Source organism: Streptomyces coelicoflavus, assembly GCF_003112555.1.
Classification (GTDB): Bacteria; Actinomycetota; Actinomycetes; order Streptomycetales; family Streptomycetaceae; genus Streptomyces; species Streptomyces coelicoflavus.
In genome coordinates this window covers 46,000-60,891 of the sequence record NZ_BEWB01000019.1, presented here as the reverse complement: position 1 = coordinate 60,891, position 14,892 = coordinate 46,000, and the positions used below count along the sequence as shown (strand labels likewise).

General features: G+C 69.5%; 11 protein-coding genes. 6 read left to right on the top strand and 5 right to left on the bottom strand.

The features are described 5' to 3' along the window. Positions 1-22: 22 nt before the first annotated feature. The gene (locus tag Sco07f_RS35685) at positions 23-856 is read left to right on the top strand and encodes an LAGLIDADG family homing endonuclease (RefSeq protein ID WP_244942220.1); all 834 of its coding nucleotides are present in this window, start codon (positions 23-25) and stop codon (positions 854-856) included. A 42-nt stretch (positions 857-898) separates the two neighbouring features. Here Sco07f_RS35685 and Sco07f_RS35680 read toward each other — a convergent pair whose 3' ends face one another. After that, positions 899-2,092, bottom strand: coding sequence for an RtcB family protein (locus Sco07f_RS35680; RefSeq protein WP_108990320.1), 1,194 nt, complete (start codon positions 2,090-2,092; stop codon positions 899-901). A 217-nt stretch (positions 2,093-2,309) separates the two neighbouring features. Here Sco07f_RS35680 and Sco07f_RS35675 point away from each other — a divergent pair, with 217 nt between their 5' ends. From Sco07f_RS35675 to Sco07f_RS35665, 3 genes are all read left to right on the top strand, one after another. Continuing rightward, positions 2,310-3,194 carry a hypothetical protein gene (locus tag Sco07f_RS35675; protein WP_054099372.1) on the top strand — a complete coding sequence of 295 codons (885 nt, stop codon included), beginning with the start codon at positions 2,310-2,312 and terminating at the stop codon, positions 3,192-3,194. 117 nt (positions 3,195-3,311) lie between these two features. Next, entirely contained in the window at positions 3,312-4,202 is an 891-nt protein-coding gene (locus tag Sco07f_RS35670; protein WP_063789566.1) for a DUF3558 family protein, read from the top strand. 88 nt (positions 4,203-4,290) lie between these two features. Further along, entirely contained in the window at positions 4,291-5,610 is a 1,320-nt protein-coding gene (locus Sco07f_RS35665; protein WP_054099370.1) for a DUF2637 domain-containing protein, read from the top strand. A 70-nt stretch (positions 5,611-5,680) separates the two neighbouring features. On the opposite strand, the gene lysS is transcribed toward Sco07f_RS35665, so the two are convergent. After that, entirely contained in the window at positions 5,681-7,444 is a 1,764-nt protein-coding gene (lysS, locus tag Sco07f_RS35660; protein WP_042821626.1) for a lysine--tRNA ligase, read from the bottom strand. Between the two features lie 153 nt (positions 7,445-7,597). Between lysS and argS the strand changes: the two genes are divergently transcribed. Continuing rightward, positions 7,598-9,361, top strand: a complete 1,764-nt coding sequence (gene argS, locus Sco07f_RS35655) for an arginine--tRNA ligase (RefSeq protein WP_007387498.1) — start codon at positions 7,598-7,600, stop codon at positions 9,359-9,361. A gap of 6 nt (positions 9,362-9,367) precedes the next feature. Here argS and Sco07f_RS35650 read toward each other — a convergent pair whose 3' ends face one another. The 3 genes from Sco07f_RS35650 to Sco07f_RS35640 all read right to left on the bottom strand — a co-directional run bounded on the left by Sco07f_RS35650 (position 9,368) and on the right by Sco07f_RS35640 (position 13,434). Then, complete coding sequence (locus Sco07f_RS35650; protein ID WP_087789979.1) at positions 9,368-10,207, bottom strand: arylamine N-acetyltransferase family protein; 840 nt, start codon at positions 10,205-10,207, stop codon at positions 9,368-9,370. Positions 10,208-10,300: 93 nt separating this feature from the next. Continuing rightward, entirely contained in the window at positions 10,301-12,385 is a 2,085-nt protein-coding gene (locus Sco07f_RS35645) for a cytochrome b5 domain-containing protein (protein WP_159107022.1), read from the bottom strand. Positions 12,386-12,444: 59 nt separating this feature from the next. Further along, complete coding sequence (locus Sco07f_RS35640; protein ID WP_007387526.1) at positions 12,445-13,434, bottom strand: AraC family transcriptional regulator; 990 nt, start codon at positions 13,432-13,434, stop codon at positions 12,445-12,447. Positions 13,435-13,560: 126 nt separating this feature from the next. Between Sco07f_RS35640 and Sco07f_RS35635 the strand changes: the two genes are divergently transcribed. Then, positions 13,561-14,859: an FAD-dependent monooxygenase gene (locus tag Sco07f_RS35635; RefSeq protein WP_108990318.1), complete on the top strand. Its 1,299-nt coding sequence runs from the start codon at positions 13,561-13,563 to the stop codon at positions 14,857-14,859. The last annotated feature ends 33 nt before the right edge of the window (positions 14,860-14,892 follow it).

Genomic DNA, 14,892 nt, shown 5'->3' with positions numbered 1-14,892 from the left:
AACACGGAAGTGGAGCTTCCCTGTGGCTGAACGCGAGCCTAGCGGTCATCAGTTCATGGACCTGGCGATCCCCGAGTATGCGTACATGTTCGGCTTCTTGCAGGCGGACGGACACCTGTATCAAGGAACAGGGCAGAAGGGCCGCCTGACCGTCGAGCTCAGCGTCCGCGACGTTGACCTGCTCTACCGGTTCAAGAACCTGACGCCGTACAACAGCAGCGTCGTCGAGCGAACGCGATCCACGAACTTCGTCGAGAACCACCATTCAGCTGTCTGGACACTGTGTTCCCTTGAGGCGAGGACCAAGCTGAACAGCCTGGGTCTGCCTTACGGCCGCAAGTCACGAGACATCCGCCCACCGAGCGTCGAATTTTCCTGTCGCGACTACCTTCGGGGCCTCATCGATGCCGACGGGTCGGTCGGCCATGCTGCCCAGGGGCTCCCCTTCGTGGCCCTGACCACGTCCAGCACTGCCGTCGCCCTCTTCCTACGCTCGTACGCGATGCGCATCACAGAGGTCGAGCGTGCGACTAACCGAAACGCACGCGACGGTGTCTACAACATCACGTACGAAAAGGAAGCCGCCCAGATGCTGGTAGCAGACCTGTACTACCCGGGCTGCTTGTCACTCGGGCGGAAACAAGTCAAAGCAGACGCAATTGCCTCCTGGACTCGCCCACTCGACATGCGTGTGGTGCGCTCAAGGCGCCCCTGGACAGCACAGGAAGACCAACTACTGCTCCAGGAAGACGAGATCACAGCCGCGGCCGCGGCGTTGGGGCGCAGCGAGCAGAGTTGCCTCATGCGCCGATGGCGGCTCAGCAAAGGCCGGATTCTGACACCGGCCAAGCAATAATTCACTGAGTGAGGCCCCCGACTCAACCGGGGGCTTCCTCTGTCACCCCTTGACGCAAACAAACTGCTTCAGCTTGGCCACGACCTCGACCAGGTCACGCTGCTGCCCCATCACCTGATCGATGTTCTTGTATGCCCCGGGGATCTCATCCAGCACACCGGAGTCCTTGCGGCACTCCACACCGCTGGTCTGCGCTTCCAGATCCCGCACGGTGAACCGTCGCTTCGCGGCATTCCGGCTCATGCGCCGCCCCGCCCCGTGCGAGGCAGAGTTGAAGGCCTTCTTGTTACCGAGCCCCTTCACGATGTACGAGCTGGTCCCCATGGAGCCTGGGATGATCCCGTACTCACCCGAGCCCGCCCGAATGGCGCCCTTACGGGTTACCAGGAGGTCCACCCCTTCGTACCGCTCCTCCGCCACGTAGTTGTGGTGACAGGAGATCTCCGGCTCGAAAACCGGCTTGGCCTTCCTGAACTCCTTGCGGACCACGTCCTTGAGGAGCGCCATCATGAGCGTGCGGTTGTACTTCGCGTACTCCTGCGCCCAGAACAGGTCGTTGCGGTACGCCGCCATCTGCGGGGTGTCCGCGACGAACACCGCGAGGTCGCGGTCGACCAGGCCCTGGTTGTGCGGGAGCTTCTGTGCCACGCCGATGTGGTACTCGGCCAGTTCCTTGCCGATGTTTCGGGATCCGGAGTGCAGCGTGATCCACACAGCTCCCCCATCATCGAACAACAGTTCGAGATAGTGGTTGCCCCCACCAAGTGTCCCCATCTGCTTCCCGGCCCGCTCCAGCCGGAACTTGACCGCTTCGGCCACCCCGTCGAACCGCCCCCAGAAGTCGTCCCACCCGGCCGTGGCCAGCCCGTGGAAGCGCCCCGGCTCGACGGGACTGTCGTGCATCCCCCGCCCCACCGGAATCGCCTCCTCGATCTTCGAGCGCAGCCGGGACAGGTCGCCCGGGAGGTCGTTCGCCGTCAGGGACGTCTTCACCGCCGACATGCCGCAGCCGATGTCGACGCCCACCGCCGCCGGACACACCGCGCCGCGCATCGCGATCACGGAGCCGACCGTCGCCCCCTTGCCGTAGTGGACGTCCGGCATGACCGCGAGGCCCTTGATCCACGGCAGGGTCGCGACGTTGCGCAGCTGCTGGAGCGCGCCCTCCTCGACCGTCGCCGGGTCGGTCCACATCCGGATCGGCACCCTCGCGCCCGGCATCTCCACGTACGACATATCGCCCTCATTCCCCCGGAAAACATACAGAAGTATCGAAGCGCAGAACCGGCGCCAAGGTCGGCTAAAAGGACGATCGACCGGCGTTCACGGCAGCGCGTGCGATACACATTGTCTCCAGGGAGCGCCCCCGTGCGGCAACCGAATAACCGGCGGGGACACTGGAGTCCCGTACCCTCCCGAAACCACAAGCCACCCCGGCGAGAGGAGCCGCACCGTGCAGCGGAAGGCCTACGTACCCGGCGTCGCCGCCCTCCTGGCGGCGTTGCTGGCCGGCTGCACCGGCGGCTCGGAGGGCGGTGCGACGGCGGACGACTCGAACCCCGGGCAGCCCGGCGTGGCCACCGAGACGGTCGAGCCCGGCAAGTACCGCACCCTTCCGGAGCCGTGCGGCGCGGTCGGCGACAAGATGCTCGACGCGCTCCTGCCCGGCATCGAGGAGATCGCCGACGAGGAGCAGCGCGAGAAGGCGTACGCGGGTGAGCCGACGCTCGCGTACGACACCGACCGCAAGGTGGGCTGCCGCTGGAAGGTGGAGTCCGCCGAGGCCACCGACCACCTCTTCGTCGACTTCGAGCGGGTGGTGTCCTACGACGGCGCCGTGAGCGACGACAGCGAGGCCGAGCGGCTGTTCGCGCGGCAGGTGGAGGCGGCCGACCTGCCCGAGCCGGTCGTCTCGGGCTCCGGGTCCGCCGCCTCGGACTCCCCGTCCGGGAGCTCTTCCCTGTCCGCGGGGGAAGCCGGTGAATCCGCGGACGCCGGACCGTCCGGGGAGCCGCCCACCGGCGCGGGCGGCACGCCCTCCTCCTCGGCCTCCGCCTCGTCCTCGACCGGCGCGTCCCCCGACGCGACGCCCGCCGAGGTCCAGCCCCGGCTCCTGGACGACCTGGGCGACGAGGCGTTCGTGGACGACGAGCCCGGCAACTCCGGCCCGACGGCGACGCGACGCACCGTGACTGTGGCGTTCCGCACGTCGAACGTCATGGTGACCATCGAGTACGCGGAGCAGTCGGCGACGCTCGGAGTCGTGCCGGACAGCGAGGAAATGCAGGACAAGGCGCGGAAACTGGCGTCCCAGCTGGCGGATTCGCTGAGCGGCTGAGCCCGCCCCGGGCCTCTCCGGTCCCCCGCGCGGGGGACCGGAACCGGGACCGCACGATTTCTTCACCGCGTACCGTGGCCCCTCGGACCCGTTCCGAACGCAGGAACCACGAGTGCCATGAGTGAAGGAACCATGCAGCTACGAGCCCAGCGTGACCAGCGAGACCCGCAAGCGAAGCGAGCGAAGCGACTCACCCGCGTCCTTGTCGGCGCGGCCGCCGTACCCGTGATGCTGGTGGCGGCCGGCTGCTCCTCGGACTCCGGCTCGGGCGACGGCAAGGACAAGGCCGCGGAGGAGTCCGCCGCGTCCAAGTCCGCGAGCCCGTCCCCGACGGTGCAGGCGGCGGCGTTCCGCAAGCTTCCCGAGGCCTGCTCGGTGGTGACGAAGAAGACGCTGGACGACCTGGTGCCCAAGGGCGACTCCGGCAAGGAGGGTTCGTCCAACGACACGGCGCTGCGGGCCAGTTGCTCCTGGGACAGCCTCGACGACAACGGCGTGAAGGGCTCTCAGTTCCGCTGGCTGAGCGTGTCGATGCTGCGCTTCGAGTCGGACGTGGCGCGCGGCGAGGGCGACAAGCTGGCGCGTGACTACTACCAGAAGCAGCTCAAGGACGCGCAGGGTGTCGAGGGCGCGAAGAGCGTCAAGACGGCGCCGGTGAGCGGGACGGGCGACGAGGCGTCGGTGGTGCGCTACGACCTGAAGAAGAAGGAAGGCACCTTCAAGCAGCAGACGGTCGTGGCGCGGGTCGAGAACGTCGTCGTCACCGTCGACTACAACGGCGCGGGCCTGGCGGGCGACAAGACCCCGGACGCCGACGACCTGGTGAAGGACGCGCAGAAGGCGGCCAAGGAGGCGGTGGCCGCGGTGACGAAGGCCAACGGCGGCACGGGCTCCGAGAAGCCGGGCGACAAGCCGGGTGGCAAGTCGAGCGGTTCGCCGTCGGCTTCGAAGACCCCCTCCGACGCGGCGTCCCAGTCGGCCTCGGCGTCGCCCGCGAAGTCGGGCTGACGGTCTCTTCGGCCTACCGGCCACCCGTTCCCCGTACACATGTGCCACTCTGTTGCGCGCAACAACAGGCACTGGGAGGGGAGTACGGGTGGCCGCGCCACTTCAGCTGACACGGACGCATCGCGTTCTCATCGGCCTGGTCGTCTTCGGCGCCGTCATCATCGCCGGGATCGGCTTCGCGGGTTCCTATGCGGCGGTGCGGGAGCTGGCCCTGCAGAAGGGCTTCGGGAACTTCAGCTACGTCTTCCCGATCGGCATCGACGCCGGCATCTGCGTGCTGCTGGCGCTGGACCTGCTGCTGACCTGGATCCGCATCCCGTTCCCGCTGCTGCGGCAGACGGCGTGGCTGCTGACGGCGGCGACGATCGCGTTCAACGGCGCGGCGGCGTGGCCGGACCCGCTGGGCGTGGGCATGCACGGCGTGATCCCGATCCTGTTCGTGGTGTCGGTGGAGGCCGCCCGGCACGCGATCGGCCGGATCGCCGACATCACCGCCGACAAGCACATGGAGGGCGTCCGCCTCACCCGCTGGCTGCTCTCGCCGGTGCCGACGTTCCTGCTGTGGCGCCGTATGAAGCTGTGGGAGCTGCGCTCCTACGAGCAGGTGATCAAGCTGGAGCAGGAGCGGCTGGTCTACCAGGCCCGGCTGCGGTCCCGCTTCGGCCGCTCCTGGCGGCGCAAGGCGCCCGTCGAGTCCCTGATGCCGCTGCGGCTGGCCCGCTACGGCGTCCCGCTGGCGCAGACCGCCCCGTCGGGCCTGGCGGCGGCGGGCATCGAACCGGCCCTGCTGCCGCCGGCGCCCGAAGCGGACCTGGTCAAGGACGGTCGTGCCGCCGGAGCGGCGGCGCAGGTGGGCGCCGGGGCACCTCCCGCCGAGCAGCGCCCGGAGCTCGAAGCCCGGCAGCAGAAGGCCGGGCAGCGGCCCGTCGAAGAGCGGCCCGTCGAGGAGCAGCCCGCCCCGGACGGCCCCGAGCAGAGCCCCTGGTTCAACACCCGCCAGGTCGCCTACCAGGGCGGTTACGACCCCGCCTACGACCCGGCCGAGCAGTACGCCCAGTGGTACGAGGAGCAGCAGCAGGCCGACCAGTACCGGGACCAGTACGAGGAGGAGCCCCCGCTGCAGGAGCCCTCGCCGGAGGAGACGGGCAGCTTCCCGATCCCGGTCGCCCCGGGCCGCACCCGCGAGCTGGGCGAGGGCGGCGGCACGGACGAGCCGGCCCCGACGGAGGAGGACTACTACACGGTGTTCCGTAAGTCGATCGACGGCAGCTACCCCACGGTCGCCCAGTTCCGGGGCGACGTGGAGGCGACCTTCGGGGTGCCGCTGGCGGCGCGTGAGGCCGATCGCATGGTGAAGGCGTTCAGCGAGCGCCACATGCGGGAGCTCCAGGAGGAGCACATCGCGTAGGGGCGGTCAACGGCGGAATCAACGACGAAGGGGGCGCCCGGCGGACACCGGGCGCCCCCTTCGCGTACCGCTACTCCCCGAGCAGGGCCCGCACCCGGTCCTGTCCCACCGCGAGCAGCAGCGTGGGCAGGCGCGGGCCGGTGTCGCGGCCGACGAGCAGGTGGTACAGCAGCGCGAAGAACGTCCGCTGGGCGGTCTTGATCTCCGGCGGCAGTTCCTTGGGCGTGGCGTCGGCGGGGAAGCCCGCCTGGACCTTGGGGACGCCGTAGACGTGGTGGGTGAGCCCGTCCAGGGACCAGTGGTCGGCCAGCCCGTCGAGCAGCAGCCGCAGGGACTGGCGGCTCGGCTCGTCGAGGGACTTCAGCAGCTCGGCGTCGGGCTCCTGGCGGACGATGGTGCGCTGGTCGGCGGGGACGTGGGTGTTGATCCACGCCTCGGCCTTGTCGTAGCGCGGCCGGGCCTCGTCCAGCGACGCGATCGGGTTGGCCGGGTCCAGCTCGCCCAGGATCCGCAGCGCCTGGTCCTCGTGCCCGGCGGTGATGTCGGCCACGGAGGCCAGCGTGCGGTACGGCAGCGGCCTGGGCGTGCGCGGCAGCTCACCGGCGGCCGTGCCGACGGCGCGCGCGTGGGCGGCCGCGTCGGCCGGGAGGGCCGAACCGTCGGCGACCTTGGCGTCGAGGCGGTCCCACTCGTCGTACAGCCGCTGGATCTCCTGGTCGAAGGCGATCTTGAAGGACTGGTTGGGGCGGCGGCGGGCGTAGAGCCAGCGCAGCAGCTGCGGCTCCATGATCCGGAGCGCGTCGGCCGGGGTGGGCACGCCGCCCTTGGACGACGACATCTTGGCCATGCCGCTGATGCCGACGAAGGCGTACATCGGGCCGATCGGCTGCTTGCCGCCGAAGATCCCGACGATCTGCCCGCCGACCTGGAACGACGACCCGGGCGAGGAGTGGTCGACGCCGCTGGGCTCGAAGACCACGCCCTCGTAGGCCCAGCGCATCGGCCAGTCGACCTTCCAGACCAGCTTGCCGCGGTTGAACTCGCTCAGCCGCACGGTCTCGGAGAAGCCGCAGGCCGTGCAGGCGTAGGTCAGCTCGGTCGAGTCGTCGTCGTAGGCGGTGACCGTGGTCAGGTCCTTCTCGCAGTTGCCGCAGTACGGCTTGTACGGGAAGTACCCGGCGGAGCCGGAGCTGCCGTCGTCCTCGGCGGCGGCGCCGGAGCCCTCGGCGGCCTCCAGCTCGGCCTCGTCGACGGGCTTCTGCGACTTCTTCGCGGGCGCCTTCTTCGTCCGGTACTGGTCGAGGATCGCGTCGATGTCGCGCCGGTGCCTCATGGCGTGCAGGATCTGCTCGCGGTAGACGCCGGAGGTGTACTGCGCGGTCTGGCTGATGCCGTCGAACTCGACGCCCATCTCGGCGAGCGAGGCGGTCATCGCGGCCTTGAAGTGCTCCGCCCAGTTCGGGTGCGGGGAGCCCTTCGGGGCCGGGACGGAGGTCAGGGGCTTGCCGATGTGCTCGGCCCAGGTCTCGTCCACGCCGGGGACGCCGGCCGGGACCTTGCGGTAGCGGTCGTAGTCGTCCCAGGAGATCAGGTGCCGTACCTGGTGGCCGCGCCGGCGGACCTCGTCGGCCACCAGGTGGGGGGTCATGACCTCGCGGAGGTTGCCCAGGTGGATCGGGCCGGAGGGCGACAGCCCGGACGCGACGACCACACCCGGACCGGTGGCGGGTGACGTTTTCGCGCCCGGGGCACGACGCTCCGACTCGGCGATGACCTCGTCCGCGAAACGGGAGACCCAGTCGGTGGTCTCTGTGCTCTGAGCCACGATCGGCACGTCCTTCTTTCTGCTCGGGCAGCCGGTACGGTCGCACGGCTGACCGGTCCATTCTCCCAGCCCGCCCCGCATCCGCGAAAACCGCTTTTCACCGCATGGGATACTCGGTTTCCGTACTACTTCCACGAACCCGAGCAGAACGGCAGCCACTCCATGGCCTCGGTCACGTCCCTCACCGACTCCGTCCAGCAGCAGCTCGCGTCCGCCCTCACGGCCACCCGGCCGGAGGCCGCCGGCGCCGACCCGCTGCTGCGACGCAGTGACCGGGCGGACTACCAGGCCAACGGCATCCTGGCCCTGGCCAAGAAGGCGAAGGCCAACCCGCGGGAGCTGGCGGCCGAGGTCGTCGCGCACATCACCACCGGCGACGAGCTGATCAAGGACGTCGAGGTCTCCGGCCCCGGCTTCCTGAACATCACCGTGGCCGACCGGGCGATCACCGCGAACCTCGCCGCGCGCCTCGCGGACGGCGAGCGTCTCGGCGTGCCCCCGAAGACGGACGCGGGCGTCACGGTCGTCGACTACGCCCAGCCGAACGTGGCGAAGGAGATGCACGTCGGCCACCTGCGCTCCGCGGTCATCGGCGACGCCCTGCGCGGCATGCTCGACTTCACCGGCGAGAAGACGATCGGCCGGCACCACATCGGCGACTGGGGCACCCAGTTCGGCATGCTCATCCAATACCTGTTCGAGCACCCCGGCGAGCTGGCCCCGGCCGAGGACGTCGACGGCGAGCAGGCCATGTCGAACCTGAACCGGGTGTACAAGGCGTCGCGGGCGGTCTTCGACGCGGACGAGGAGTTCAAGGAGCGGGCCCGCAAGCGGGTCGTCGCCCTCCAGTCCGGCGACAAGGAGACGCTCGAGCTGTGGCAGCAGTTCGTCGACGAGTCGAAGGTCTACTTCTACTCCGTCTTCGAGAAGCTCGACATGGAGATCCGCGACGACGAGATCGTCGGCGAGTCCGCGTACAACGAGGGCATGCCGGAGACCGCCCGCCTCCTGGAGGAGATGGGCGTAGCGGTGCGCTCCGAGGGAGCTCTCGTCGTCTTCTTCGACGAGATCCGCGGCAAGGACGACCAGCCCGTCCCGCTGATCGTGCAGAAGGCCGACGGCGGCTTCGGCTACGCGGCCTCCGACCTGACCGCGATCCGCAACCGCGTCCAGGACCTGCACGCCTCCACGCTGCTGTACGTCGTGGACGTGCGCCAGTCGCTGCACTTCAGGATGGTCTTCGAGACCGCCCGCCGGGCCGGCTGGCTCGGTGACGAGGTCACCGCGCACAACATGGCCTACGGCACGGTGCTCGGCGCGGACGGCAAGCCCTTCAAGACGCGTGCGGGCGAAACCGTGCGGCTCGAGGACCTGCTGGACGAGGCCGTGCAGCGGGCCGCGGAGGTCGTGCGGGAGAAGGCGCGGGACCTCACCGAGGACGAGATCCAGGAGCGGGCCGCGCAGGTCGGCATCGGGGCCGTGAAGTACGCGGACCTGTCGACCTCGCCGAGCCGCGACTACAAGTTCGACCTGGACCAGATGGTCTCGCTCAACGGCGACACCAGCGTGTACCTCCAGTACGCCTACGCCCGGATCCGGTCCATCCTCCGCAAGGCCGGCGAGGTCCGCCCCGCCGCCCACCCGGAGCTGGCGCTGCACGAGGCGGAGCGCGCGCTGGGCCTGCACCTGGACGCGTTCGGGGACACGGTCTTCGAGGCGGCCGCGGAGTACGCCCCGCACAAGCTCGCCGCGTACCTGTACCAGCTGGCGTCGCTGTACACGACGTTCTACGACAAGTGCCCGGTGATCAAGCCGCAGCCGCCGCAGGACATCGCGGAGAACCGCCTGTTCCTGTGCGACCTCACGGCCCGCACCCTGCACCGGGGCATGGCCCTGCTGGGCATCCGGACGCCCGAGCGCCTCTGAGCACCCTCACCGCAGCAGCGTCAGCCCCTCGGGGGCGTCGATGCCGAACTCCTCCGCCAGTGCCCGGCGGGCCTCCGTCTCGCCGGGCAGCTTCCGTTCGGTGACCGTGCCGTCGTCGGTGCGGGTGACGGTGAGGCGGTCGCCGTCGAGGAGCAGGTGCGCGTCCGGGGTGAGGCGCTGGACGTAGGGGCGCCGGGCGAACGGGGAACGCGGGTTCGTGGCGACGTGCCAGTTGATCACCTCGTAGTCGGACGGCTCGAACGGCTCCACGGTGAAGGCGTACTGCGCCTGCCAGTCACCCGCGCGGTGCGCCTGGAGCACCCAGGTCTCCAGCGGCCCCCGGCCCGGCGCGTGCACCAGCCGGTGCCGGCGTCCGGCATCGTGGAACTCGGTGTCCGCGATCAGCGGCACCGGTTCGAGGAGCGAGCCGAGAGCCCCGAAGCCGACGTCGGCCAGGTACGGCCGCGGGTCGCCGGGCAGCTCGGCGAGCAGGGCCATGTGGGTGCGCGGCCGGTCCGCGAAGCGGTCGGCGCCGAGGACGACCCGCGCGGTCAGCAGGGTCACCCGGACGCCGAGCGCCTCCAGGGCCGCGGCGAACAGGGTGTTGTGCTCGTAGCAGTACCCGCCACGCCGGCGGCCGTGGACCAGCTTGGCCATCAAGTCGGCGAGGTCGAGGGAGGGGGCCCGGCCGCCGAGCGCGTCCAGGTTCTCGAAGGGGATGGCGCGCAGGTGGGCGAGTTGCACGCCCCGGAGGGTGGCCGCGTCGGGCCGCCGCCCGCCCGCCCAGCCGATGCGCCCGAAGTAGGCGTCGAGGTCGAACCGAGGTGCCGATGCGCTGTCAGACATGACCACACCGTACGGGCGCCCGCCCGCAGACGGCCCGGTATTTGGGCGCCGGGGTGGGGACAACCCCCGCAGGCCGCTGTCCCTGGCAGGGTGTCACGCGTCGTTGTCTGCTCGATGATATGAAGCGGTGGCCTCGTGGATCGCGTCGATACGGTGGCCGAGCAGTTGCGGGAGGTCGTCCGGCGTGTTCGCGTGCCGGGTTTCCATGTCGTGGAGGCCGTGGACGAGAATTGATTTCACGGAACGCAGATAGGTGAGATCGCGTTCCGTCACTTCGCGCCATTCCTCTTCCAAGAGCTTCAGTTGCATCTCGTCCGCCGATTCCAGGGCGTCGTAGAGCTGTGTGACGGCCGAGACAAGGTGGTCCGCCCGGTACAGCGGAAGGGCGGAGCTTTCGATCCCCCCGCGGAGTTCCTCGGTGATCGTCGTCGCGATGTCGAGACGGGTGCGGGCCACGAACCTCTCGTGCACCTCCACCGCGAACTGCAGGGTGTAGCGCGTCAATTCGCCCCGTTCGGTCGCCGCGCTCGTGCGGGCGTCTCGGATGGAGAGGTCGGCGGCCAAGGCGTTCGAGCGCTGGGTCAGTTCCGCTGCCCAGCCGAGCCAGGTTTCGTATGTGCAGGCCAGGGGAGTGGAACGGGTCTTGTCCGTGAGGAGGAGTGCGGGGCGCCTGGCGACGCCGATCCGCATTCTGCGCAGACTTGCCGTCACGCCGTCGTCCCGGTCGTGACCGATGTGCTCGAATATTTCGGTGACGTCGGTACCCAGGTAATTTGTCAGAGGGGTCGCCCCGCCCGGGTGCCGGCGCAGAAATCTGGTGACGTCGTACACCTGGTTTTCGAAGCAGATCCATTGGCGGGAGGCGCGGTGGTCGTGCCGGAGGAGTTCGGAGGGGAAGATGATTCTTTGCTCGGGTTCGGGGGCGGGCTGGATGGCGGGAAGGGGTGATTTTTCCTCCGTGCCGGTGCCGGAATGGCGTTCCGCGCGGGACGCGGCCAGTTCGTTGCCGACCCGGACCGCCGCCGGGAATCCGGATATCGTCACGTCCCGGCCCACCCGGTAAGAGGTGTTCAGATAGCCGGACACCTTGAGCCGGTGCCGGGAGAGCAGGCCGCCCTCTCCGGAATACGCCTTCCTGAGGCCCGCCAGCGCGGCTTCGAGTTCGGGATGGCCGCCGGTCGCGACGTAATCGGGCAGGGAACGGCAACCCACGGACTGGATAAAGGACCGCCAGGCAACGGGAAAGTTCTCGCGCAGGCGGGACGCCTCGTTGCCGATGAAGGAGCGGTAACCGGCCCGGCCGATCACCGAATCCAGCAGATGGAACATGGGGGAGGCGGTACCGCTCGGCCCGAGACCGTGCTCGACCAGCGGCACGGCGAGCGGCGCCACGGTTTTGGCCCAGACGACGGGGTCGACGTGGAATGCGCGACCCGCGCGCGGGTCGATCTTCGGCAGGCCGTATCGGGTGATGTCCGCGACGCAGTCCGCCATCGCGGTCATTTCCGCCGCCAGGGAAGGGGCGTCGTCGAACTCCACGGCCGCGCACGCGCGTATCGAGGAGCCCACCAGCGGGCTGCCCCGGTGCAGCATTTCCAACTGGGTCAGATAGAAGAACTGCTCCTCGTCGGTTCCCACGGTCGGGACCAGGAGCCGCAGGTTCTCCACCGTGCGCGGCCCCGTGCCTGCCGGGTCCCGGAACCGCCAGTTGCACACGATGAGGTCCAGATAGGACAGGAAGGGGGTCTCCCTGCCCAGCCGGGCGCACACCTCGTGCCACGGCACGAGGATCGCGTCCGGGGTCGGGGTGTCGTGCCGGGGGGAGACCCGATGGTAGGCGTGCACGAGGATGCCGAGGACGGTCGCCGCACGCTGGAGGTAGCGGTCCGGGAGCGCCGACTCGGACGCGTCGAACGGCTCCGCCCGCTCCAGTCGGCGGCGCAGTTCGAGGCTCGCGTACAGCTCGGGCAGGTCGCGTGCGAGTTCGTCCCAGGCAGCGTGGGAGGAGGGGAGGGCGGCCAGCGGGTCCGGTCCGGGGGTGAATCCGTGGGTCAATGACAGCGGGCCGAAATTTTCGTGCCCCCGTTCCCTGTTCAGGATTTCCGCGGACCGAAGGATTTCCCCGGGGCTGTTCTCCCCGGTAAACACTCCTTGTGTTCCGTCAAACTGTCCAGGCATGGTGAGCTCCTCCACTCGTCGGGCCGGCCTTCAACTCTTGGCCGACCCGATGGAGGGGTTCAATGCTGAACTGTCTGGTTCTGGTTAACGTTCGTCTGCGGAATAGTTCCGGGCGGCGCCTGGTCGAGTCGCTGCGCACGGTACTCCCCTGGCGTCATGCCGAACTCCTTGCGGAACGCCAGATGGAACCCCACATGACTCCCGTACCCGATGATCCGGTGGATTTCCTGCTGCGGAATCGACGGATCGGCCAGCATCCTGCGGGCCTCCTGGAGCCTGCGGAACAGCAGGTGCCGGGCCGGCGGTTCACCGACGAGTTCGCGGAACATCCGGGAGAATACGGCACGTGACATTCCCGCCTCCCTGGCCAGGGATTCGACCGTCCAGGGACTGGCGTACGAGGCGTAGATGGCCGTCAGCGCCCGACTGACCCCCTCGTGGCGCAGCGCCTTGAGCGCGGGAGACGCCTCGGTCAGCCGCTCCATCGCCGTACGCAGCGCCAGGACGAAGACCATCTCGAAGGCGCGCAACGAGACCAACTGGGCCCCCGGCGCCATCCGGGTGCTTTCCCGGGTCAGGCATTCGAGCGTGTAGTGCAGCAGCGGCTCGTCGCGGAGCAGGTCCCGGCGCAGCACGATGATGCGGGGCAGCGCCCGATACAGCGCGGGTTCCGTCACTGGGTCGTAATGCAGGCTGGCGCAGAGTATTTCGGTGTCCGGTGCGGCATTTCCGACGAAGACTGAAGCGGAACCCCCGGGGGAGAGGTCCGGAAGGACGGAATGCAACGGAGTCGTCGCCCGCCGGGTATCGGAGGAGAAGGAATGGGCCGACCCGTGCGGAAACACCGCGAGGTCGCCCTCGTGCAGCCGTATCGGCTCTTCGTCGCCGAAGGATATGTAGCACCCGTTGCGCACCATGTAATGGAGTATCGCGTGGCTGTCGTCCTCTCCGACGATTCCCCAGCTCCCGCCGGCCAGCCACTTGCTGTAGTAGGTGTCAGCCAGCCGTAAAGGCTTGAGCAGCTCACTGAGAACGTCGACCTGCGGCATGGACAATCCTTAAACGGTTTGAGTCTCCGGTTAATTGATTTTACCTCCTGGCCTGAGAACTCTAGAGGGAGAGGGGCTGGCCAACGGGGGGCATCCCCTGTGATTGAGCCACGGGGGGAACAGGAGATGAACATCCTGATCGCAGGGGCCGGCATCGGTGGGCTGACCGCTGCGCTGAGCCTGCATGCCGCAGGGTGTGAGGACGTATGCGTGGTCGAGGCCGCGCCGGAGATCCGCCCGTTGGGAGCCGGCATCAACCTCCTGCCGAACGCCGTGCGCGAACTCGCGGCGCTCGGCCTGTACGAGGAACTGCTGCGCCGGTCCGTCCCGTTGGAGCGGCTCGGCTACTTCAACCACCATGGTCAGACCGTGTGGAGCGAGCGGCGCGGCCACGGCGCCGGACACCGCTGGCCCCAACTGGCCGTGTTTCGCGGCTCCTTGCAGGAGCTCCTCGCCGACCGGGTCGCCGAACGGCTGGGCCCCGACGCCGTCCGCACCGACGCGCGGCTCACCGGATTCACCGTGGCCGACTCCGGTCGCGTCCAAGTGGACCTGGGCCACCGGTCCCGGGGCGGCACGGCGAGCACCGTCGAGACCGACGTCCTGGTCGGCGCGGACGGCATCCGCTCCGCGGTGCGCGGCACCCTTTACCCGCAGGAGGGATCGCCCCGCTCCCAGGGCGTGGTGGTGTGGCGCGGTGTGACCCGCAGCCGCCCGTTCATGGGCGGGCGGTCCATGGTCGTGATGGGCGACGGCCACTGGAAGGTCGTCGTCTACCCGCTCGCCGACATCCCCGACGCCTCGGGCGACGTGCCGGTCAACTGGGCGGCCTCGTACACGGGCGACCTCGACGTCCGGCCCGCCGAGGTCCGCGACAGGTTCCTGCCCCGGTTCGCCGACTGGCGCTGCGAGGACCTCGTAGTGCGCGACGTCCTGGGCGGCGCGGAACCCGCGCAGGAGTTCCCCATGATGGACCGCGACCCCTTGCCACGCTGGTCCTTCGGCCCGGTCACCCTGCTCGGAGACGCCGCCCACGCCATGGCGCCCATGGGCTCCAACGCCACCACCCAGGCGGTGGTCGACGCCCGCGCCCTGGCCCACGCGGTGTCCCTGCACGCGGACCCGGTGCACGCACTGCGCGAGTACGACCGCGAGCGGCGGCCCGCCATGAACCGGCTGCAGCTGATGAACCGGGCGAAAGGCCCGGAAGTCGTCATCGACCTCGCCTGCGCGCGGGCGCCCGAGGGATTCACCGGCACCGGCACCGGCGACGCCGACGACGTGCTGCCGCACCGCGAACTGGCGGCGATCGCGCACGCCTACGCGACGGCTGCCGGCACCGACCCGGACTCCTCCAACTTCCCCTCCCCGTACGGGAGCCCGGAGGGCCCTGCGCACCCGGCCCGGGCCGGGGCGGCCCGCTGACCCGGCCCGCACCCGCGGACACCCGCAGCTTCT

Excerpts from the sequence above, each read along its gene's own strand:
- Sco07f_RS35650 (WP_087789979.1), bottom strand. The coding sequence starts at position 10,207 with ATGTCTGACAGCGCATCGGCACCTCGGTTCGACCTCGACGCCTACTTC.
- Sco07f_RS35670 (WP_063789566.1), top strand. The coding sequence starts at position 3,312 with ATGAGTGAAGGAACCATGCAGCTACGAGCCCAGCGTGACCAGCGAGAC.
- Sco07f_RS35680 (WP_108990320.1), bottom strand. The coding sequence starts at position 2,092 with ATGTCGTACGTGGAGATGCCGGGCGCGAGGGTGCCGATCCGGATGTGG.
- argS (WP_007387498.1), top strand. The coding sequence starts at position 7,598 with ATGGCCTCGGTCACGTCCCTCACCGACTCCGTCCAGCAGCAGCTCGCG.
- Sco07f_RS35635 (WP_108990318.1), top strand. The coding sequence starts at position 13,561 with ATGAACATCCTGATCGCAGGGGCCGGCATCGGTGGGCTGACCGCTGCG.
- Sco07f_RS35640 (WP_007387526.1), bottom strand. The coding sequence starts at position 13,434 with ATGCCGCAGGTCGACGTTCTCAGTGAGCTGCTCAAGCCTTTACGGCTG.
- Sco07f_RS35645 (WP_159107022.1), bottom strand. The coding sequence starts at position 12,385 with ATGCCTGGACAGTTTGACGGAACACAAGGAGTGTTTACCGGGGAGAAC.